Raw genomic sequence first — 20,406 nt, forward strand, 5'->3', positions numbered from 1 at the left:
CGTGTACCGCCGCACCGCGGCCGTGCTCACCGCGCTCGTCGCGGCCGGTGCCCTGGCCGGCTGCGGCGGGGAGAACTGGGCGAAGAAGTGCACCACCACGAACGGCGTGGTCGAGTGTGACGTCGCGGACCGCCCGCAGGTCGGCGACGTCACCGGTGAGCTGCTCGACGGCTCGGCGTACGACATCAAGAACGACGCCGGCAAGGTGGTCGTGGTCAACTTCTGGGGCTCCTGGTGCTCGCCGTGCCGGGCCGAGGCCGCCGACCTGGAGAAGACGTACCAGGCGACCAAGGCCAAGGAGGTGGCGTTCCTCGGCATCAACTCGCGGGACGACCGGGACTCGGCGATCGCCTTCGAGAAGGGCCGGGTCAGCTACCCGAGCGTCTACGACTTCTCCGGCAAGGTCGCGCTGAAGTTCGACGTGACCCAGACCAGCACCCCGGCCACCCTGATCCTGGACCGGCAGGGCCGGATCGCGGTCGCGCTGCGGCGCTCCACCACCGCGGGTGAGTTGCAGCCCCTCGTGGAACGGGTGGCGGCAGAAGGGAACGGCTGAGCATGGGCGACGCCTTCCACGACACGGCGGCCGGCGGACCGCTGCTGCTCGCGATCGGTGCGGCACTCATCGCCGGCCTGGTCAGCATCCTCTCGCCCTGCGTGCTCCCGCTGGTACCAGGCTATATCTCCTTCGTGACCGGCCTGGCCGGAAACGACCTGGAGAGTGCGATGGGTGCGACCAGCCGGAAGACCCTCACGCTGAAGAGCCGGGTGCTCGCCGGCAGCGCGCTCTTCGTGCTCGGCTTCGCGGTGGTCTTCACGCTGATCACCGCCCTGGTCGCGAACGTCGCGTTCACCCTGGCCTCCAACCGGGAGACGCTGAACCTGATCCTCGGGGTGCTGATCATCGGCCTCGGACTGGCGTACCTGGGCTGGATCCCGGGTCTGCAGCGTGAGGCCCGGATCACCCGGCTGCCGGCGGCCGGGCTGATCGGCGCCCCGGTCTTCGGCGCGATCTTCGCGGTCTCCTGGATCCCCTGCACCGGGCCGACCCTGGCCGCGGTGATCGGCCTGGCCACCACGACCGGGGAGACCGACCGGGCGATCATCCTGGCCCTGGCCTTCAGCCTCGGTCTGGGCCTGCCCTTCATCATCTTCGGGCTCTTCTTCCGCAAGCTGATCGGCGTCTTCACCGCGATCCGCCGCAACAGCCGCTGGGTGACCCGGATCGGCGGCGCGCTGCTGATCGTCGTCGGGATCGCCCTGGTCAGCGGGCAGTGGAACTACTTCCTCGCCTGGCTGATGACCTCGGTGAACTTCAGTGGGGAGACGTTGCTGTGACGATCGTCGAGGACCGGCCGGCCGAGGCGGAGGCCCCACCGCCACGGCGTTCCAACCTCGTCTGGGCCCTGCTGCGCAACTCGTGGCGGCAGCTGACCAGCATGCGGACCGCGCTGGTGCTGCTCTTCCTGCTGGCCGTGGCGGCGGTGCCGGGCTCGGTCTACCCGCAGCGCTCGGTCAACCGGGAGCGGGTCACCCAGTACTTCACGAACCACCCGAAGTCGGCGCCGATCCTGGACCGGCTGGGCGCCTTCGACGTCTACGCGTCGCCCTGGTTCGCCGCGATCTACCTGCTGCTCTTCACCTCGCTGATCGGGTGCGTGCTGCCCCGGCTCCGCGATCACATCCGTGCCATGCGCACCGTCCCGCCGGAAGCCCCGAAGCGGATGGACCGCCTGCCGCACCACGCGCCCGCGACGGCGAGCGAGGAGGAGCCCGCCGTGGCGGCCGAGCGCCTCGCGCGCACGCTGCGCCAGCGCCGCTTCCGGACCCGGCTGCGCGAGCTGCCGGACGGCGGGTTCTCGATCGCCGCCGAGAAGGGCTACCTGCGGGAGACCGGCAACCTGTTCTTCCACTTCGCCATGCTGACCGTGCTGATCGGGGTCGGTTTCGGTCACTGGTACGGCTGGCACGGCAACCGCATCCTGGTCACCGGCGACGACCAGGCGTTCTGTGACTCGATCACCCAGTACGACGACTCCTCGCTCGGCCCCCGGGTGGACGCCGCCGACCTGCCCGACTTCTGCATCACGCTCGCCGACTTCAAGGCCACCTACCAGAGCACCGGGCAGGCGAAGTCCTTCCTCGCCACGGCGAAGGTGACCGAGGACGGCGGTGCGGAACAGACGCGCACGTTCACGGTCAACGACCCGCTGCGCCTCAAGCACGCCAACGTGCACCTGCTCGGCCAGGGCTACGCGCTGGAGCTGCGCTACACCGACAAGTACGGCGTCTCGCAGGACAAGATTGTCCCGTTCCTCCCCACCGACGCCATGCTGACCAGCGAGGGCGTCGCGCAGTTCCCGGACGTCAACATCGACCCCGATACCGGCAAGCGGGACGATACCCAGCAGATGGGCTTCGAGGGCGTCTACCTGCCGACCGCCAGCACCGACGGGAGCGCCAGCTCGACCTACCCGGCCGAGGACGACCCGGTGCTCTACCTCTCGGCGTACCGCGGCAACCTGGGCCTGGACGTGGGCATCCCCGGCTCGGTCTACGCGCTCGACCGCGACCAGATCAGCAGCGGCGACCTGAAGAAGATCAGCGGCGACCGCCCGCAGGCCCTGCACAAGGGTGAGTCCTGGACCCTGGACGACGGCAGCAAGCTGGAGTTCGTCGGCACCCGCAAGTACGCCACGCTCTCCATCCGCTACGACCCGACCCAGACGTCGGTACTGGCCGGGGCGGTGACCGGGCTCATCGGCCTGATGCTGTCGCTCTTCGTGCACCGCCGCCGCGTCTGGTTCCGGGTCCTCCCCGCCGACGATCGGCAAGCCGGCGGTAGCGTGATCGAAGCCGGTGGTCTGCCCCGTACCGACTATCCGGGCTTCGCTGATGAGTTCGCGACGCTGAGCAAACAGGCGCCGGGAAGCAAACAGGTGCCGGGAAGAGATCCTGAGGAAGGAACGCCCTGATGGCGGAGTTGTCCAATCAGCTCATGGCGCTGACCGTGCTGGCCTATCTGACGGCCATGGTCTGTTACGCCGGTGAGTACGCCTTCGGCAGGCGCAGCCACATCGGCAAGGCGGCGGCCCGTCAGCTCGTGGGTGCGGGAGCGCCGGTCGAGGCCGTCGTGGCCGAGGAGGCGCCGAAGCCGGCCAAGGGCAGGGCCGAGTGGTCCGGTCAGATCGCGGTGGCGCTCAACCTGGTCGCGCTGGTGCTGCACCTGGGCACGCTGACCACCCGGGGCATCGCGGCCGACCGCATGCCCTGGGGCAACATGTACGAGTACATCCTCTCCGCCACCTTCGTCGGCTCGGCGGTCTGGGCGGGCGTCCTGCTCCGCCGCCCGGTGGTCCGGCACCTCGGCCTCTTCGCCACGCTCGCCCTGGTGGTGCTGCTCGGCGCGGCCGCGATGGTCGCCTACACCCCGGTCGGCCCGCTGGTCCCGGCGCTGAACTCGTACTGGTTCATCATCCACGTCTCCACCGTGATCATCTCGTCCGGCATCTTCCTGATCGGCGCGGTCCCGGCCGCGATGTTCCTGATCAAGAACGGCCACGACGAGGGTAAGCGCCGCTTCCCGTACACCCTCGGCAAGCGCGTACCGGTCGACGCCGCGATGCTGGAGCGCCTCACCTTCCGCCTGCACGCGTTCGCCTTCCCGCTCTTCATGTTCGGCGCGCTGATCGCCGGACCGCTCTGGGCCGAGGCGTCCTGGGGCCGCTACTGGGGCTGGGACCCGAAGGAGGTCTGGGCGTTCATCTCCTGGGTCGTCTACGCGGCCTACCTGCACGCCCGCGCCACCCCGAGCGTCAAGCGCACCACCGCCACCTGGATCGCCCTGCTCGGCTTCGTCACGATGCTGATGAACCTCTTCGGCGTCAACCTGTTCTTCGAGGGCCTGCACTCCTACGCCAACGCCGGCGATTAAAGATCAACCCCCTTCTCCAGTACGCCGTCCCGGCCCACTCCGCGCTCAAAAGGCGGCCCCCACACGGGGCCGCCTTTCGCGTGCGGCCGTAGCGTGCCCCGCCCTCGCGACGCCCGTGCCCACTCCAGGCCGTAGCGCGCCCGCGGGTTTTGGCTGGTGCTCAGGGGTGTCTCAGCGGAGCGAGACACCCCTGAGCACCAGCCAGGAGCGGGAGGCGCGCATCGGCCCGGAGAGGGCAGGGCAGGTCGCGCTGGGACTGCTCACGGCGCCTCATCGTGGCCGTACCGGAGAAGTGGTTTTCAGGTGCAGTTTCCGGCGGTCCAGGTGTCGTATCGCGTGAGCCAGTTGAGGCAGAAACCGCCGCGGATCATCTGCTGGCCGGGGAGGGTGCCGGTGAGGGTCGGGACGTCGTCGCGCCAGTAACGCGGGGTGCCGCCACCGATCGGGCGCAGCTGGACGTTGTCGACCTTCACCGCGGGCATCACGATCTCGGTCGGTTTGCTCGCGTCGACGTGTACCTCGACGTACTGCTCGACGAGCGCGCTCGCGCCGAGGGCCAGCTTCTGGGCGGTGAGCAGGTTCCAGCGGTTGTTCCACCAGAGCCAGGCCTGCCAGACGCCGACCGTGTCGCTGTGCAGATCCAGCCAGACGGTGTCGCCGGGCTTGATCGAATACTGGTCGTAGAACTGCCACGCCTTGCTGTTGGTGTTGAACGTGTAGATGCGCGGCTTGCCCGGCGACGACCACCCGGTCGCCGCCCAGCCCGCCTCCAGCCAGGAGATCTTCCCGCTGCCGAGGTCGCGTTTCACCATGAAGCGGGCGGCCGTGAAATCGTAGGTGTTCGCCCGGATCTCGCTGTCCACCACCGAGAAGCGGCCGGAGACGCCGCTCCACTCGTCGCTGGTCGCGGCGCCCAGATGGTGATAGCCGCTGGGCGTCGGCAGGATCGGGACCGCGGCCGCCTCACGGACCACGGCCCGGCACGCGCGCGGTGAGCCCGCACCGGCCGGACCGGTCGGCGGCCGGGTGGACGCCGCACCCGCCGTGCAGAGCGGAAGCTGCCGCCGCGGGACGGACTGGGCCGGCGCGGTGACCCCGAGAGCGACCAGCAGTCCGGCCAGAGCGCACCACCGTGCCAGGTTCCTCACACCTGCGATCAACGGCGCGCCCGGAAGTCAGTGACGCTCGCCCTTTATCCAGGGCCGTGGGTGAACAACCGTTCGCGGGCGGTGCGAGACTGATGCGCATGGCGTCCCGTGGGTTTCCCTACACCGATCTGCAGAGCTTTCTCGCCGCCCTGGAATCGGCCGGTGAGCTGCGCCGGGTCACCGTCCCGGTGGACCCGACGCTGGAGATCAGCGAGGTGGTGACCCGGACGGTCCGGGCCGGCGGTCCGGCCCTGCTCTTCGAGAAGCCGACCCGCGGCGAGATGCCGGTGGCGATCAACCTGTTCGGCACCGAGAAGCGGATGGCGATGGCCCTCGGCGTCGACTCGCTGAACGAGATCGGTGAGCGGATCGGCGCGCTGGCCAAGCCGGAGCTCCCGGTCGGCTGGTCCGGCATCCGCGAGGGCATCGCCAAAGTGCTGCAGCTCAAGGGCGTCCCGCCGAAGAAGGTGAAGTCGGCGCCCTGCCAGGAGGTCGTGCTCAGGGGCGACCAGGTGGACCTGAATCTGCTGCCCGGCCTGCAGGTCTGGCCCGGCGACGGCGGCATCTTCCACAACTTCGGGCTGACCCACACGAAGCACCCGGAGACCGGCAAGCGCAACCTCGGCCTCTACCGCCTCCAGCAGCACTCGAAGAACACGCTCGGCATGCACTGGCAGATCCACAAGGACTCCACCGCGCACCACGCGGTCGCCGAGCGGCTCGGCCAGCGGCTGCCGGTCGCCATCGCGATCGGTGCCGACCCGGTGGTCTGCTACGCGGCGAGCGCCCCGCTCCCCGGCGACATCGACGAGTACCTGTTCGCGGGCTTTCTGCGCGGCGAGCGGGTCGAGATGGTCGACTGCCTGACCGTGCCGCTGCAGGTTCCGGCGAGCGCGCAGGTGATCCTGGAGGGCTACCTCGAGCCGGGCGAGCGGCTGCCGGAGGGCCCGTTCGGCGACCACACCGGGTACTACACGCCGGTCGAGCCGTTCCCGGTGCTGCACATCGAGTGCATGACGATGCGGAAGGACCCGGTCTACCACTCGATCGTCACCTCCCAGCCGCCGCAGGAGGACCACGGCCTGGGCAAGGCCACCGAGCGGATCTTCCTGCCGCTCGCGAAGATCCTGATCCCGGACATCGTCGACTACGACATGCCGGCCGCCGGTGTCTTCCACAACTGCCTGATCGTCTCGATCCGCAAGCGCTATCCGAAGCACGCGCAGAAGGTGATGAACGCCATCTGGGGCGCCCACCTGATGTCGCTGACCAAGCTGATCGTGGTGGTCGACGAGGACTGCGACGTCCACGACTACAACGAGGTGGCGTTCCGCGCGTTCGGCAACGTGGACTACGCCCGCGACCTGCTGCTCACCGAGGGGCCCGTGGATCACCTGGACCACTCGTCGTACCAGCAGTTCTGGGGTGGGAAGGCCGGCGTGGACGCGACCCGCAAACTGCCCTCGGAGGGGTACACCCGGGGCTGGCCGGAGGAGATGGTGATGTCTCCCGAGGTGGTCTCCCTGGTCGACAAGCGGTGGAAGGAATACGGGCTGTGACAGAGGTTGCGTCGCCGTCAGCGTCGTCCCCGGCTTCGCCGGGCAAGATCAAGGCCTTCCTGCGGCTGGTGATGATCGAGCACTCGATCTTCGCGCTGCCGTTCGCGTACCTCTCCGCGCTGATCGCCATCGACCGGGACGGCACCGGCCGGCACTGGGGCGACCTGGTGCTGGTGACGATCGCGATGGTCTCCGGCCGGACGTTCGCGATGGCCGCGAACCGGATCCTGGACCGGAAGATCGACGCGCTGAACCCGCGGACGAAGAACCGGGAGCTGGTCACCGGCGCGGTCAGCGTCCGCACGGCGTGGACCGGCGCGCTGATCTCGCTGGTCGTGCTGGTCGTGGCGGCGGGCCTGCTCAACCCGCTCTGTCTGCTGCTCTCGCCTCTCGCGGTGATCCCGCTCGTCGTGTACCCGTACGCGAAGCGCTTCACGAACTTCCCGCACTACGTCCTGGCCTTCGCCCAGGCGGTGGCGCCGGTCGGTGCCTGGCTCGCGATCACCGGCACGTTCAGCGGCTCCGGCCCGGCCTGGGTGCTCGGCGTCGCGGTCGGCCTCTGGATCGGCGGCTTCGACATCATCTACGCCTGCCAGGACGTCGAGGTGGACCGGGAGATCGGCGTGCACTCCACGCCGGCCCGTTTCGGGGTGCCCACCGCGCTGCACATCTCCACCGTGACGCACGTGATCTCTTTCGGTCTCTACGCCTTCTTCGGCCAGATGGTGGGGATGAGCTGGTTCTGGCTGGTGGGCCTGGCGGTGACCGCGGCCGGTCTCGTCTACCAGCACGTCGTGGTGACCCCGGAGGACCTTTCCAAGGTCAACCGCGCGTTCTTCACCACGAATGGCTTCATCGCGATCGCGCTCTTCGCCTTCGCCCTGCTCGACCTGATCATCCGGTAATGAGGCGTTCCCCACCTCGGTTCGGATCACAGTCGGCTAGCGGCACACTGGTTGACATGCGTGAACCCTGGATCATCGGTGTCTCCGGCGCCTCCGGTACCCCGTACGCCCGCGCGGTGCTGACCGCGTTGCTGGAGGCCGGAGAGTCCGTCGACCTGATCGTCTCCCGGGCTGCCCGGTTGACGTTGATGGACGAGACCGGCGCGACGATCCGGGACGCGCACTGGAAGGACGACGTGTCCGGATGGCTCGGCCGGGATCTCGGCGACCTGGCCTACTGGCCTGCCGGAGACCTGGCCGCCGGGCCGAGCAGTGGCTCGTACCCGGCGCGCGGTATGGCGGTGGTGCCGGCGAGTACCGCCGCCTGTGCAGGCATTTCCATCGGTCTGTCGAAGGACCTGCTGCAGCGAGCGGCTGAGGTCAATCTCAAGGAGCGGCGGCGCACCGTGGTGGTACCCCGGGAGACTCCGGTCACCCGGAGTCACCTGGAGCACCTGATCGCCCTGCACGATGCCGGTGCGGTGGTCCTGCCCGCCAGCCCCGGGTTCTACGGGTCGGGCGCACGGGCCACCGCACAACAATTGATCGACTTCGTGGCGGGCAAGGTGCTGGACGCACTCGGTGTGGAACACACGCTCTTCCGGCGGTGGACCGGAGAGCTGGGCGGCGGACGCTAGCGGAGACCGTTGGGAGGGCCGTAACCCGCACCGGGATTCGCGGGGCCGGTGTTACGCGGCTTGTTCGCCGCGTCGTCCTCGCGCATCTCCTCGACCACGCCGTCGCCTTCGAGTAAAGCCTTGACCTCTGACTCGCGGAATCGGCGGTGTCCACCCGGAGTACGGATGCTGCCGATGCGCCCGGCCGCAGCCCATCGCGTGACCGTCTTCGGATCGACGCGAAATAATGCGGCCACTTCGCCCGGAGTCAGCAGACGATCTCCAGTGTCCACAACCCCCTCCTCGGTTCTGATTTCTGGAGCGGCCGGTGGTCACACTGAGTGTCGGCATGCTCGATCGGGACGTAAAGCCATTAGAGCACCGCCCCTGAACCAAGTCCGTGAAATGCGGAAAAAGCCCCGATTGCGACAGTGGTCATTATCCTGCCGCCCATTCGCCGCTACCGGGCGTGAGTGTGGGAGCGCCACCCGATTAGGGTTTCAGCCATGGACTCCATCGACCTCCGGCTGATCGACCTGCTACGGGAGAACGCACGCTCGTCGTACGCCGAGTTGGCGCGCAAGGTCGGCCTCTCCGCCCCCGCGGTGCACGAACGAGTCGGTAAGCTCGAGAACGCCGGCACCATACGTGGCTACCGGGCCGACGTCGATCACGAGGCCGTCGGGCTCGGCGTCACCGCGCTGATCGGCATCATCGAGGACTCCGGTGCGGACACCGACGACGTGCTCGCCGCCGTCCGGGCCATGCCCGAGGTGGAGAGCTGCTATTTCATGGCGGGAGTGGAGTCTTATCAACTCATCGTGCGGGTCGGCTCGATCGCGGAACTGGAGCAACTGATAGTCCGGGTGAACCGGACTCCGGGGGTCGCGACCACCCGTACCGCCATAGCGCTCTCGACAAAATGGGAGAACCGTCCTCAACCGGGCCGGGCGTGAGCCTGCTCGGAGTCCGGCTTGCGGGGAACCGTTCTTTTCCTGGCGGAACCGTCCGTCCGGGGGGTAGGACCGCATCGACCGAACGTGATTAGATCCCGGTCGTGGAAGATCGTTCGCTTCCGGTGGACCGGCAGCCGCCTGTGCCTCCGGGGTACCCTCCGGTCGCGTACCCGGCTCCGGACTCGTATCCCGCGCCGGCTGGAGATCCCGGGCCGGCTGCGTCGTACCCCACGCCCGTCGCCCATCCCGGTTCCGGTGCCTATCTCGGGGCTGTCGATCATTCCGGTCCTGGTGCGTATCCCGGTTTTGATGCGTATCCCGGTTCTGGGGTGCATCCGGGGCCGGGGCGTCCGCGGGGTTCCCGGAAGTCGCTCGCCGTCGCCGTCCTGCTCGCCATCGCGCTCGGGCTCGGTGCCGGTGTGCTGCTCGTCCGCCCCGACGTCGAGGAGCCGGCCGCCGCGACGCCCACCGTGAAGTCCAGCCGTCCGCTGACCCCGTTCGAGCAGGCGCAGACGGTCCTCGAGAAGCAGGCCGCCGCGTACCTGAAGGGCGACGAGAAGGGCTGGCTCGCCGCGGTCGACTCCACGCTGACCACGAAGTACCGGATGATCTACCGCAACCTCCGCGGCCTGGAGGTCAGTCACGTCGAGTACCACACCTACCCGGCCGAGACGAAGGCCGCCGACGGCGCGGTGAACATCGACGCCGACCTCGCGTACTGCTTCTCCGGCGCGGCCTGCCCGGAGTGGCGCAGCTCCGCCGACGACGGCCCGCCCCGCGAGTTCCAGACGGTGACCCTGACCCTCCGCGACGGCCGGTACGTCATCACCAAGTTCGTCGGCGGCAACACCGACCAGTACCTCAGCCCGACCCCGTGGGAGAGCCAGACGCTCACCATCGCCAAGGGCAAGCGGGTCATCGTCGCGGCCCCGAAGAGCCAGGCGAAGAACGTCAAGACGGTCCTCCGGCAGGCCGAGCTCGCCGCCGCCGTGGCCGACCGGTACGCCGGCTACATCGACAACCGGCAGAAGGCCAAGTACCGCGTCTACCTGGCCGACGAGAAGGCCTGGAAGACCTGGTACGGCGGTTTCGACGCGGACTGGGCGATCGGGTACACCGTCCCGCTCAACGCCGCCGGCTCCGACGTACTGCTGCACTCCTCGGAGGTGCTCGGCTCCACCCGCCAGCTCCGCGTCATCGTCCAGCACGAACTGGCCCACGTGGCGACCCTGGCCGGCCTGACCCAGCGCGACACCGGCGACGACCAGTGGCTCATCGAGGGCATCGCGGAGTACATCGGCGCGTACCCTCGCCAGCCCCAGGCCACCGGCAACCACGACGTCCTGGCCGAGTCGTTCAGCAAGCGCGGCGCCCCGAAGACGATCGCCGTACCGTCCCTGGCCGACGACGCCGACGACCTCACCGTCAACACCCTCTACGCGATGGGCCACTACGCGGCCGCCTGCATGGCCGACAAGTACGGCGAACGCAAACTCCTGACATTCACCGCCCTGGTCCTCCGCGAGGCGAAGAAGCCCGACGAGGCATCGCGCAGCGCTTTCGGCAAGCCCTTCAGCACGGTAGACAAGGGCTGCCTGACATGGATCAAAGCCCGCGTCTGATCATCAGGCGCCGGTCTGCTCCGGCCGGGCCGGGGATTGTCAGATGCCGACCCGCTCGGCCAGGCCGGGGTAGTCGAGCACGAAGCCGTCGTCGTCCAGGGTCAGATCCGCGCTGAAGGTCTCGCTGGCATACCGAACCCGGTTCTCGCCGATCGCCGTGTAGATCTGGTCTGCCTGCACCACCTCCAGACTCGGCACCAGCACCCACGCCACACTCAGCCGGTGCGCCACACCCTCACTCCCCAGCAGTCCCAACCGCCGGATCGGCAGCGTGTTGGTCAGCGGCGAGTGCCCGAGATCCACGTCGAAGGCCCCGTACAGGAGGTCCGGATCCTCCATCCCCGGCTGCCCGGCCCGCGCGTGCCCGGCCGCCACCAGCGCCGAATCCAGGTCCCCCTGTTCAGAAGCGGTCACTCGCCACCGCCCCGCCGCCAACTCCAGCCGGACCGCTCGTGCCCACCCCGCCCCTTGCGCCCGCACGTCCAGTCGTGAGGTCACCCACCCCGGATCGGTCCGCAACTCGTACTCACACACGAACCCCACCGGCGCCGCCGCCACCACGCTTCCTTGCGCGTAGAGCCCCTCCCCGATGCCCGTCCCGTTCCCGGCGCCTGTCCTGTCCTCGGAACGTGACGTGTCCCCGGCGTGTGGGCCGCCCTTGGCACTCAGCCGGACGTACTCACTGCCGGGCACGTCCTTCCGCGCCCAGAACAATCCCGCAGGCAGAACCGACATACCGGCAAGCTACCCGCTCCCCACCGCTCTCAAGCCCCGCACTTCCCCACCTTCACCCCCGCTTTTTCGCCGTCGGCGCACTGCCCCCTTCCTCTCCCCACTCCCATCGGCCCGTTCCCGCTCTCCCGCCCTCAACAAGTCGGCCCGTTCCCGCTCTCCCGCCCTCAACAAGGTGGCCACCCAGCCCATCGGCGGTGGGCATGCATCGAGGCTAGGCCTTGTCCCAGGGGCAGACTCAAGTCCCCGTCGCCATCACATGTGCCACCCTCTCGCGGAAATCGGCAGGGCGTCACGGACTGTCCACCGATCGCCGTGACGGCGGTGCGCGGACGGCGTTGACCTGGCACTCCGCGATCGATGCGGTGCCGTTTACACCGTTTCCCGGGCGGTCCCGGGCGTCACGGCGGGGCGGTCCAGGTTCACGATCATGGCTTGCAGGGGCGGCGGGAGCTCGCGGTCGCTGGTTGAGTCGTTCTGGCGCCCCTCTGGCGGCTGTGCGAGTACACGGTCGCGGATCGTGTGCGCCTGCCGCCCTTCTCACGGTTGTTCGTGCGCGTGCGCCGTCCCGTTCGCGCTGTTGGTGTGCGTGCGCCGTCCCGTTCGCGCTGTTGGTGTGCGCGTGTAGCCACTGCTCGTGCCGTTGGTGTGCGTGTGTCGCGCTGCTCGTGCCGTCCGTCTGCGGAGCGGGAATGAACTCCACCCGCGGGACCGGGTACGGCCACCGGCGGCCCGCTTGCTTCAGACGAAACACCCCGGCGCGGGCGAGCTCCGAGGACTGCGGGAGGCGGCGCTCCGGAGGGCGTACGGGGCGTAACAGGTACTGAGGGAGGGCGTACGGGAGCTGCGGAGGGCGTACGGGAAAAGAAAAACCCCGGCGCGCAAGAAGCGTGCCGGGGCCTTTCCGAAAGTGGGTCAGTAGCTGCGGACCGGGCGAGAGGAACCGAACCGGCCCGACGACGGGCCACCCTCGCGACGGTCGGTGCGCTGGTCGCGGCGCTGGCCGGCCGGACGGTCGCCCGAGTGACGGTCCGACCAGGGGCGGTCGCCCGTGTGACGGTCGGTGCGGGCGCGGTCACCGGTGGGCCGGTCGCCGCCAGCGTGACGCTCACCCGAGTGACGGTCGCCGGAGGGACGGTCGCTGGAAGGGCGGTCGCTGTTGCGGTCGGACCACGAACGGTCGCCGCGCGGGCGGTCGCCGAAACGACGGTCGCCGTTCTGGCGGTCGCTGGAGTTGCGGTCGTTCCGGTCGCTGTGCGGGCGGTCGCCGGTCGGCCGGTCGTTGAAGCCGCCCCGGTCGAAGGAGCCGCGGTCGCGAGCCGGACGGTCGCCATAGCCGCCGCGGTCGCCGGAGGGGCGGTCACGGAAGCGGTCCGGGCGGTCGCCGAAACGGTCGTTGCGGTCGCCGAAGGAGCGACGGTCGCCACGCGGGCGGTCGCCGAAGCGACGGGAACCGCCGGAACGCTCGCGCCGGGGCTCCGGCTCGTCGACCACCGGGACGCCGCTGGGCTCGCGAGCGCCGGTGACCTCGGCCAGCTTGTCGTCGCCGAGACGGACCCGGACCTCGCCCGGGTTGACGCCGGCCTTGGCCATCATGGCCTGGGTGGTACGCCGCTGCTTCGGCAGGACCAGGGTGACCACGGCGCCGGACTCGCCGGCCCGAGCCGTACGCCCGGCGCGGTGCAGGTAGTCCTTCGGGTCCTTCGGCGGGTCGACGTGCACGACCAGCGAGATCCCGTCGACGTGGATGCCACGGGCCGCCACGTCGGTCGCGACCAGCACGTTCGTGCGGCCTTCCTTGAACTCGGCGAGCGTACGGGTACGAACCCGCTGAGTCTTGCCGCCGTGCAGGGCACCGGCCCGGACACCGACCGCGGCGAGCTGCTCGACCAGCCGGTCGACGCCCATCTGGGTACGGGCGAAGACGATGGTCTTGCCCTCCCGGTTGGCGATCCACGACGTGATCGGGAACTTGTCGGCCGGCGGGATCAGCAGCAGGTGGTGTTCCATGGTGGACACGCTCGCCTCGGCCGGAGCCGTCGAGTGCGTCACCGGGTCGTGCATGAACCGCTTGACCAGGGTGTCGACGTCACCGTCCAGAGTGGCCGAGAAGAGCAGCCGCTGCGCGGTCTCCGGCGTCTTGGCCAGCAGGTCGGTGACCTCGGGCAGGAAGCCCATGTCGGCCATCTGGTCGGCCTCGTCGAGCACGGTGATCTCGACGTCGTCGAGGCGGCAGGCGCCCCGCTCGATCAGGTCGGCGAGCCGGCCCGGGGTCGCGACGATCACCTCGACGCCGCGGCGAAGGGCGTCCATCTGGCGGTCGTACGGCACGCCGCCGACCGCGGTCTTCAGGAACACGCCGACGGAGCGGCCGATCGGCATCAGCGAGTCGGCGACCTGCATCGCGAGCTCACGGGTCGGCACCAGGATCAGGGCCTTGGGGTAGTGCGGGCGCGCCTTGCCGCCCTGCGCGGTGCGAGCCAGGACGGGCAGGCCGAACGCCAGCGTCTTGCCGGAGCCGGTCTGGCCACGGCCGAGCACGTCGCGACCGGCGAGCGCGTCGGGCACGGTGGCGGCCTGGATCTCGAACGGGGTGCTGATGCCCTCACGGTTGAGGACACGGACGATCTCGGAGGGCAGGCCCAGATCGGCGAAGCTACGCACCGGGGCGGCGGCGGGAGCGTCGGTGCTCTCCGGCTCGACGGTCGCGTCGGTGGGGGTCTCGAGTACGGACGGGAACGTGCTGGGGTCAGCGAAAGTGGTCAAGAGAACCTCTCTACGGGGGCGCATGCTCGCGAATGGCCCGCCGCGGTCGGTTGCCAACCACCGCTGAATTGCCCGCAAGAACGCCCGTGGCGTGCACCGGGTGGGCACGCCGCGTCAATAACTTCCATAAGTGTACGGGTCAACGCCAAACCCGCCGACCGCATTCCGGGCCGGTAGTGGGCAGGCTCACGCCGCAGTACAACCTCGCAAGCTTAGGGCGTGTTCAGTCGAGCGGCAATGCCCTGGTCGGGGTCAGTTGAAGAGCCCACCGAGCATGTCGGTGAACGCGCTGCCCGCAGTGAGGACGAACACGAGACTCACGGTGACGAGCAGGCCGAGCACCGCCAGCATCGCGAGCACCACTTTGAAGTTGCTCCGGCGCTCGTCGACCGGGGCGTCGTGCCAGCCCTGGGCCAGGATGTGGCCGGTCAGCGAGCCGGAGTTCTCCACCGGGTCGTGCATCGGCATGGGCATCTGGAGCGCCGGGTAGCCGCCGGTGCCGTACAGCGTGCCGAAGTGGTCGTGACCACGCTGTCCGGGCACCGAGACCGGCATGGTGGCGTCGGGTGAGGCGCCGGGCGGCACCATGTTCACCGGCATGGTCATGTCGATGTTGTTCACCGGCATGGTCATGTCCGGGCTGCCCTGAGTCAGCATGTTGACAGGCATGGTCATGTCGATGTTGCCGGGAGTGACCATGCCGACCGGCTGGGTCATCTCGATGTTGCCCGGGTTGGCTGGGTAGCCGGGTGTGCCGTAGGACATGGGCGGCAGGACTCCCGTCGGGCCGCTCGACGGCGGCATCGTGTAAGCGGGCAGGCCGTTGCTTGCCGCGTCGGTCTTGTCGATCACCAGGGGTGGCGGGAAGACCGGTGGAACAGGACCGGGCACCGGGCTGGGCCCGGGGCCGGGCGGAACGGGCGACGGCCCGGGACCCGGCGGGACCGGGCTGGGCGGAACCGGACTCGGCACCGGCGGAACCGGACCGGGCGGCGGGTAGGGGCTCGGGGTCGGATCCGGGGTGGGCGGCACCGGAGTGGGGCTCGGTGTGGGAAGCGGGCCGGGCCCGGGATCGGGCAGGGGCGTCGGCGGCGCCGGCGGCTCGGGATCGGCCGGCTTGGGCTCGACCGGCTTCGCCGGGACGGGAACCGGCCGCGGTTCGGCGGGCTCCGGTTCCGCGGGTTCCGGCTCGTCCGGCTTCTCCGGCTCTTCCCACTCGGAAGGCCCGGAAGGCCCGGAACGCTCGGAAGGCTTAGAGGACACGAGGCCGGGCTCAGCAGGCGAGGGCTCAGCGGGCGAGGGCTCAGCGGGCGAGGGCTCGGCGGCTGGGGAATCGGCGGCTGGGGACTTGGCGGGCGGCTCGGAGATGGCCGTGGTCATGTCGGTCGTCGAGGCCCCGTAGACGGCGGTGGACCGCGGCGAGGCCGGCGGACTCGACACCGGAGCCGATCCGAACGCTCGCGTGCTGGCCACCGGTGCCGAGATCGGCGACGACTCCGAACCAGGCTTGGCCACGGTCGCCGCCGGTTTGGGCGCGGCCGCGGGGGGACTGGAGACCGGCGCCGACCCGGAGACCCGCGGGGCGGGAACGGAGGCGCCACCCCAGAGCGCGGTCCCCGGCTTGGGCGGCGGTGGCGGAGTGAACCCCTCGGACGTGGCGGTCGACGGCTCGCTCGCGTGCTGCTCGTCCATGGCCCCTCCCGACCGCCGCTGCCGACGGTGAGGACGTCGGTCGCTGACCTTAACCGTGCCACATCAGCCGGTGTGAACGCACCCGGCAGGGGTCCGATCCTCGCTCGACGAGGGGACGGAACCCGCCGGATCCTTACTACACGACTTCCGGGCTAATCGCAGGATGGCATGCCCGTGCCAGCAGCTCGATGAGGCCGGCACCGGCTCCCTGGCGTGCCGACCCCCTGGCCTGCCGACGCTAGCTGCTCGCCGAGGCCGACACCGATTCCGACGAAGCCGACGATTCCGAGGAAGAGGACTCAGTGGCGGACTCGGTGGCGGACTCGGTGGCGGACGCGGACTCGGTCGGCTCGGCGCTCGTGGTGCTCGGCGACGGGCTGGGCGTCGGCGTCGGGCTCGGCGACGTCGTGGTCGGCGTGACCGACGGCGAGGTCGTACCCGTGGACGGGCTCGGCGACTTGGTCGTGGCGGTCGGGCTCGGCGACTTCGTGGTGGCCGACGGGCTCGGCGACTTCGTCGTGCTGGTCGGGCTCGCCGTCGGGCTGGTCGTGGTCCCGCTGTCCGGATCCTCCGGGTCGGGGGTGCCCAGGGTCACCGAGTCGTCGCCGCCCTCCACCGAGCCGAAGACCCGGGTGGCCTGGAAGAGCCGGCTCCACCGGACCGGAACCAGCCGGACGTTCAGACCGGTCCGCGGTGCCTCGACCATCATGCCGTTGCCGGCGTACATGGCGACGTGGTGGATGCCCGTCCAGCTGTTGGAGTAGCTGAAGAAGAGCAGGTCGCCGGGGAGCAGGCTGTACCGGTCGACCACCTTGTTACGGGTCTGGTAGTACTGGTCACGGGAGACGCGGACCAGCGGGTAGCCCACCGAGTGGTAGGCCGCGTACATCAGGCCGGAGCAGTCGAACTCGTCCGGGCCCTCCTCGGACCACACATACGGGTCACCGCGCTGCGCCAGCGCGTACTGAAGAGCCTGAATCGCCCTCGGGTCGGCACCGCGCCCGCTCGCCGAACCGGCCAGGTATTCCGCGCCGAGGGCCTGGTCGGCGGCGTTCTCGGTGCTCTCGGCAGCGCTCAGCTCGTCGGCGTGCTCCAGCTCGAGCTTCTGCTGGGCGGCCTGCTTCGCGGTGAGCTCGGCGGAAAGCTTCGTGTACTCGGCGAGCAGGTCGGCGTACTTCTCGGTGGCGATCGTCTGCTCGTCGAGCGCGATCTGCGTGGTGATCTGCGCAGCGTCGAGGCGCCGGGCGGCGCTGTCGTCGGCGGCGGTCTCGCCACGCTGCATCCGGGCGAGCGTGTCCAGGTCGAGCAGGCCGGAGTCGAGGCTGGCGCCCGGCGGGAGCGCCGCGGCCTGCTGCATCGCGTTGCTGGCCGCGGTGGCCGCCTCGCTCTGCGCGGACTGCTGTGCGGTCTGCGCCTCGGTCACCTTCTGTGTGGTCGTGGTGACCTGGGCCTGTGCCAGGTCGCGGTCCTGCTTCACCTTGATCAGGTCGTCGCCCAGGCCGGCCACCTCGGCGCGGCCCTTCTCGATCTGCGCCAGCACCGGGCTGGTCGCCGAGCCGGGGATCGCGGTGGTCGTGGTGGAGGCCGGGGTGCCGGGCAGCACGAGGGAGCCCAGCTGTATGGGGCGGGACCCGACATCGGGCACGGAGACCGTGGTGGTCGTCGACGTGCTGTCGGCGGGTGACGCCATGGCCGGCACCGGCTGGAATAGTGCAGCCAGCGCTGTGGCGACGGCGACCGAGAAGAGGAGCGGCCGCAGTCGCAAGCGCACGGAGAGTGATGGTACCGGTCCGTATCGCAGTGCCTTCGACATGAGCTCCCCGTCCGCGACGGTCATGACAGTCGCTAGTCGTCCTAGAGATTCCTACCCCAGGGTCCGTACCGATGTCGATCGAAAGTAGATGAAAGGACGCTGAGAATTTTTCGTCATACGGGTGTTCGGCGGACCGCCATCAGATGATCGAAACCGGATCGATCCAGCTCAGCCTGTGTGTACCGCCACCGCGAGGCCCGGCTGTCGGACCCTGGACGTACTCTCGACGGCGAGGTCGATGGCGAACGGCGAGAGAGGGACGACACATGGATGCCGGGCTTAAGCGCGAGCTCGAGGCGAAGGTCTACGCCGGAGAGCGGCTCACGCGCGAGGACGGTGTCGCCCTCTACGAGAGTGACGATCTCGCCTGGCTGGGCCGGCTGGCGCACCACAGGCGTACCGAGCTGAACGGCGACCGGGTGATGTTCAACGTCAACCGGCACCTCAACCTGACCAACGTCTGCTCCGCCAGTTGTGCGTACTGCTCCTTTCAGCGCAAGCCGGGGGAGAAGGACGCGTACACGATGCGCATCGACGAGGCCGTCCGCAAGGCCAAGGAGATGGAGGACGAGCAGCTCACCGAGCTGCACATCGTCAACGGGCTGCACCCCACGCTGCCCTGGCGGTATTACCCCAAGGTGCTGCGCGAGCTGAAGGCCGCCCTGCCGAACGTCAAGCTCAAGTGCTTCACCGCCACCGAGGTCCAGTGGTTCGAGAAGATCAGCGGCCTCTCGGCGAGCGAGATCCTCGACGAGTTGATGGACGCCGGTCTGGAGTCGCTGACCGGTGGCGGTGCCGAGATCTTCGACTGGGAGATCCGGCAGCACATCGTGGACCACGCCTGCCACTGGGAGGACTGGTCCCGGATCCACCGGCTCGCCCACGAGAAGGGCATGCGTACGCCGGCCACCATGCTGTACGGGCACATCGAGGAGCCCCGGCACCGCGTCGACCACGTGCTGCGCCTGCGTGAGCTGCAGGACGAGACCGGTGGCTTCGCGGTCTTCATCCCGCTGCGCTACCAGCACGACTTCGTCGACGCGCAGGACGGCAAGGTCCGCAACCGGATCCAGGAGCGCACCACGATGGCCGCGCCCGCCGAGTCGCTCAAGACGTTCGCGGTCTCCCGGCTGCTCTTCGACAACGTGCCGCACGTGAAGTGCTTCTGGGTCATGCACGGGCTCTCGGTCGCCCAGCTCTCGCTGAACTTCGGCGCCGACGACCTGGACGGCTCCGTGGTGGAATACAAGATCACTCACGACGCCGACTCGTACGGAACGCCCCACACCATGCACCGGGACGACCTGCTCGACCTGATCTGGGACGCTGGTTTCCAGCCGGTCGAGCGGAACACGCGCTACGACGTGGTCCGGGAGTATGACAAGCCGCCCACGCTGGCCGCACGGCGCAGCGAGCCGCAGCGGGTCTGGGCCTGAGCCGACCTAGGGTGGCCGGATGACCCAGGAGCAGAGGAAGGCACGTGGCCTGCGGCGGGATGCCGGAGGCCGGCTGGCGACCGTCGGTGACCTGCTCGGCGCGGCGCTCGCCGGCCTGGTCGTCAGCGGCGTGGTGCTGCTGGTCTTCGAGGCGATCATGGCGTTGACCGGCGTCGGCGCGTTCGGCGAGTCGAACGGCTGGTTCGCGGTGATCCTGCCGGTCTGGCTCTTCATCGAGGAGTTCCGGGCCGAGGCCTTCGGCGCCCCTCGGATCATGGTGGTGGTGCTGGCTGCCGGCTTCGGCGCGGCCTTCGGGATGACCGTGGCGGGTCTCGCCGCCTCGGTGACGCCCAGCCTGGTGAGTGGAGCCGCCGGCGCGGCCACCGCTACCGTCGTGTACTCCCTCGTCTGGTTCTACGGCCTCCGGTGGCTCAGCGACCGGAACGGCTGAGAGAGATAAGTGATCATGAATCCCGCCCTCAAGTACACGCTCGGCCGGCTCGGGCTCTTCGTCCTGGCCTTCGGCGCGCTGCTGCCCTTCCCGCTGAACCCGCTGGTCGCCGCGATGGTGGCCTTCGCGATCTCGGCGATCCTCTCGCTGATCATGCTGCGTGGCTGGCGCGACCAGATGGCCGATCAACTCGGCTCGGCCGCCTCCCGCCGCCAGGCCGAGAAGGAGCGTCTCCGCTCGGCCCTGGCCGGCGACGACGAGGCCGCCGCTGCCGGCGACCGGGTGGCAGCCGCTGACGCCGCGTCGCTCGAAAAGGACGCCGCCGTGCCGCCGGAAAAGGGCGAAGGAGACGAAGAAGCGGACAAAGAGGTGGACAGCAGCGCCCAGAAGTAGGCCCGCAACCGGCCTGCAACCAGCTTGCACTCCACCTTTTCCTCAGGTGTCCGAAATGACAGACATGACGGACACCATGGTGGTTGAGCTCGGGTTCCAAGCCATGACCATCGCGGCGAAGCTCGCGGCCCCGATCCTGCTGACGGCCCTCGTGGTCGGCTTCACGGTCTCGCTCTTCCAGTCGGTGACCCAGATCCAGGAGCCGACCCTCGCGTTCGTCCCCAAGGCCATCGCGATCGGCGTCGCGCTCCTCTTCATCGGCAACTGGATGCTGCACCAGATGATGACGTACACCATCCAGCTCTTCGAAAAGGTCCCCGACCTGCTCCGCTGACCGAAGCCG

20 protein-coding genes are annotated in these 20,406 nt (G+C 69.5%); 14 read left to right on the top strand and 6 right to left on the bottom strand.

Annotation, left to right across the window (positions count from 1 at the left end; all coding sequences use genetic code 11):
• The first annotated feature begins 1 nt into the window (after position 1).
• Genes AB0M08_RS31705 through ccsB form a run of 4 tightly spaced genes read left to right on the top strand, consistent with a single transcriptional unit; the run spans position 2 to position 3,934 of the window.
• Positions 2 to 556 carry a TlpA disulfide reductase family protein gene (locus tag AB0M08_RS31705; protein ID WP_364501352.1) on the top strand — a complete coding sequence of 185 codons (555 nt, stop codon included), beginning with the start codon at positions 2 to 4 and terminating at the stop codon, positions 554 to 556.
• A 2-nt stretch (positions 557 to 558) separates the two neighbouring features.
• Positions 559 to 1,338 (top strand): cytochrome c biogenesis protein CcdA, encoded by a 780-nt coding sequence (locus AB0M08_RS31710; protein WP_364501180.1) that lies wholly within the window; start codon positions 559 to 561, stop codon positions 1,336 to 1,338.
• Positions 1,335 to 2,975 (top strand): cytochrome c biogenesis protein ResB, encoded by a 1,641-nt coding sequence (locus AB0M08_RS31715; RefSeq protein WP_364501183.1) that lies wholly within the window; start codon positions 1,335 to 1,337, stop codon positions 2,973 to 2,975. The genes AB0M08_RS31710 and AB0M08_RS31715 overlap by 4 nt, the downstream gene beginning before the upstream one ends.
• Positions 2,975 to 3,934: a c-type cytochrome biogenesis protein CcsB gene (gene ccsB, locus AB0M08_RS31720; RefSeq protein ID WP_364501186.1), complete on the top strand. Its 960-nt coding sequence runs from the start codon at positions 2,975 to 2,977 to the stop codon at positions 3,932 to 3,934. Before AB0M08_RS31715 ends, ccsB begins: the two co-directional genes overlap by 1 nt.
• A gap of 299 nt (positions 3,935 to 4,233) precedes the next feature.
• Here the strand turns inward: ccsB and AB0M08_RS31725 are convergent, their stop codons facing one another.
• Positions 4,234 to 5,082, bottom strand: a complete 849-nt coding sequence (locus tag AB0M08_RS31725) for a hypothetical protein (protein WP_364501189.1) — start codon at positions 5,080 to 5,082, stop codon at positions 4,234 to 4,236.
• Positions 5,083 to 5,180: 98 nt separating this feature from the next.
• Here AB0M08_RS31725 and AB0M08_RS31730 point away from each other — a divergent pair, with 98 nt between their 5' ends.
• From AB0M08_RS31730 to AB0M08_RS31740, 3 genes are read left to right on the top strand one after another with little or no spacing between them, the layout of a single operon-like run.
• Positions 5,181 to 6,641, top strand: a complete 1,461-nt coding sequence (locus tag AB0M08_RS31730) for a menaquinone biosynthesis decarboxylase (protein WP_364501192.1) — start codon at positions 5,181 to 5,183, stop codon at positions 6,639 to 6,641.
• Positions 6,629 to 7,546 (top strand): menaquinone biosynthesis prenyltransferase MqnP, encoded by a 918-nt coding sequence (gene mqnP, locus AB0M08_RS31735; RefSeq protein ID WP_364501355.1) that lies wholly within the window; start codon positions 6,629 to 6,631, stop codon positions 7,544 to 7,546. Before AB0M08_RS31730 ends, mqnP begins: the two co-directional genes overlap by 13 nt.
• A gap of 56 nt (positions 7,547 to 7,602) precedes the next feature.
• On the top strand, positions 7,603 to 8,223 hold the full coding sequence (locus AB0M08_RS31740; protein ID WP_364501194.1) for a UbiX family flavin prenyltransferase: 621 nt from the start codon (positions 7,603 to 7,605) through the stop codon (positions 8,221 to 8,223).
• Here the strand turns inward: AB0M08_RS31740 and AB0M08_RS31745 are convergent.
• Positions 8,220 to 8,495, bottom strand: coding sequence for a BldC family transcriptional regulator (locus AB0M08_RS31745; RefSeq protein ID WP_364501197.1), 276 nt, complete (start codon positions 8,493 to 8,495; stop codon positions 8,220 to 8,222). The genes AB0M08_RS31740 and AB0M08_RS31745 overlap by 4 nt on opposite strands.
• 213 nt (positions 8,496 to 8,708) lie before the next feature.
• On the opposite strand from AB0M08_RS31745, the gene AB0M08_RS31750 reads away from it, so the two are divergent.
• Together AB0M08_RS31750 and AB0M08_RS31755 are read left to right on the top strand one after the other, a co-directional pair.
• Positions 8,709 to 9,158: an Lrp/AsnC family transcriptional regulator gene (locus AB0M08_RS31750; protein WP_364501200.1), complete on the top strand. Its 450-nt coding sequence runs from the start codon at positions 8,709 to 8,711 to the stop codon at positions 9,156 to 9,158.
• 329 nt (positions 9,159 to 9,487) lie between these two features.
• Positions 9,488 to 10,780 (top strand): hypothetical protein, encoded by a 1,293-nt coding sequence (locus tag AB0M08_RS31755; RefSeq protein WP_364501203.1) that lies wholly within the window; start codon positions 9,488 to 9,490, stop codon positions 10,778 to 10,780.
• A gap of 39 nt (positions 10,781 to 10,819) precedes the next feature.
• Here the strand turns inward: AB0M08_RS31755 and AB0M08_RS31760 are convergent, their stop codons facing one another.
• From AB0M08_RS31760 to AB0M08_RS31770, 3 genes are all read right to left on the bottom strand, one after another.
• Positions 10,820 to 11,515, bottom strand: a complete 696-nt coding sequence (locus AB0M08_RS31760) for a putative glycolipid-binding domain-containing protein (RefSeq protein WP_364501205.1) — start codon at positions 11,513 to 11,515, stop codon at positions 10,820 to 10,822.
• Positions 11,516 to 12,427: 912 nt separating this feature from the next.
• Entirely contained in the window at positions 12,428 to 14,278 is a 1,851-nt protein-coding gene (locus AB0M08_RS31765) for a DEAD/DEAH box helicase (protein ID WP_364501208.1), read from the bottom strand.
• Between the two features lie 252 nt (positions 14,279 to 14,530).
• A complete protein-coding gene (locus AB0M08_RS31770; RefSeq protein ID WP_364501211.1) occupies positions 14,531 to 15,250 on the bottom strand; it encodes a hypothetical protein in 720 nt (239 codons plus the stop codon).
• A 436-nt stretch (positions 15,251 to 15,686) separates the two neighbouring features.
• Between AB0M08_RS31770 and AB0M08_RS31775 the strand changes: the two genes are divergently transcribed.
• On the top strand, positions 15,687 to 16,001 hold the full coding sequence (locus AB0M08_RS31775; RefSeq protein WP_364501214.1) for a hypothetical protein: 315 nt from the start codon (positions 15,687 to 15,689) through the stop codon (positions 15,999 to 16,001).
• 207 nt (positions 16,002 to 16,208) lie between these two features.
• On the opposite strand, the gene AB0M08_RS31780 is transcribed toward AB0M08_RS31775, so the two are convergent.
• Positions 16,209 to 17,741: a C40 family peptidase gene (locus AB0M08_RS31780; RefSeq protein WP_364501217.1), complete on the bottom strand. Its 1,533-nt coding sequence runs from the start codon at positions 17,739 to 17,741 to the stop codon at positions 16,209 to 16,211.
• Between the two features lie 308 nt (positions 17,742 to 18,049).
• Between AB0M08_RS31780 and mqnE the strand changes: the two genes are divergently transcribed.
• Genes mqnE through fliQ form a run of 4 tightly spaced genes read left to right on the top strand, consistent with a single transcriptional unit; the run spans position 18,050 to position 20,397 of the window.
• A complete protein-coding gene (mqnE, locus tag AB0M08_RS31785; protein ID WP_364501220.1) occupies positions 18,050 to 19,219 on the top strand; it encodes an aminofutalosine synthase MqnE in 1,170 nt (389 codons plus the stop codon).
• Between the two features lie 19 nt (positions 19,220 to 19,238).
• Positions 19,239 to 19,670: a hypothetical protein gene (locus AB0M08_RS31790; RefSeq protein WP_364501222.1), complete on the top strand. Its 432-nt coding sequence runs from the start codon at positions 19,239 to 19,241 to the stop codon at positions 19,668 to 19,670.
• Between the two features lie 15 nt (positions 19,671 to 19,685).
• Complete coding sequence (locus AB0M08_RS31795) at positions 19,686 to 20,063, top strand: DUF4229 domain-containing protein (RefSeq protein ID WP_364501224.1); 378 nt, start codon at positions 19,686 to 19,688, stop codon at positions 20,061 to 20,063.
• Positions 20,064 to 20,118: 55 nt separating this feature from the next.
• Positions 20,119 to 20,397 (top strand): flagellar biosynthesis protein FliQ, encoded by a 279-nt coding sequence (fliQ, locus tag AB0M08_RS31800; RefSeq protein WP_364501227.1) that lies wholly within the window; start codon positions 20,119 to 20,121, stop codon positions 20,395 to 20,397.
• Positions 20,398 to 20,406 lie beyond the last annotated feature (9 nt).

Origin of the sequence: Actinoplanes sp. NPDC051851 (genome assembly GCF_040681165.1) — a bacterium.
Lineage (GTDB): Bacteria > Actinomycetota > Actinomycetes > Mycobacteriales > Micromonosporaceae > Actinoplanes.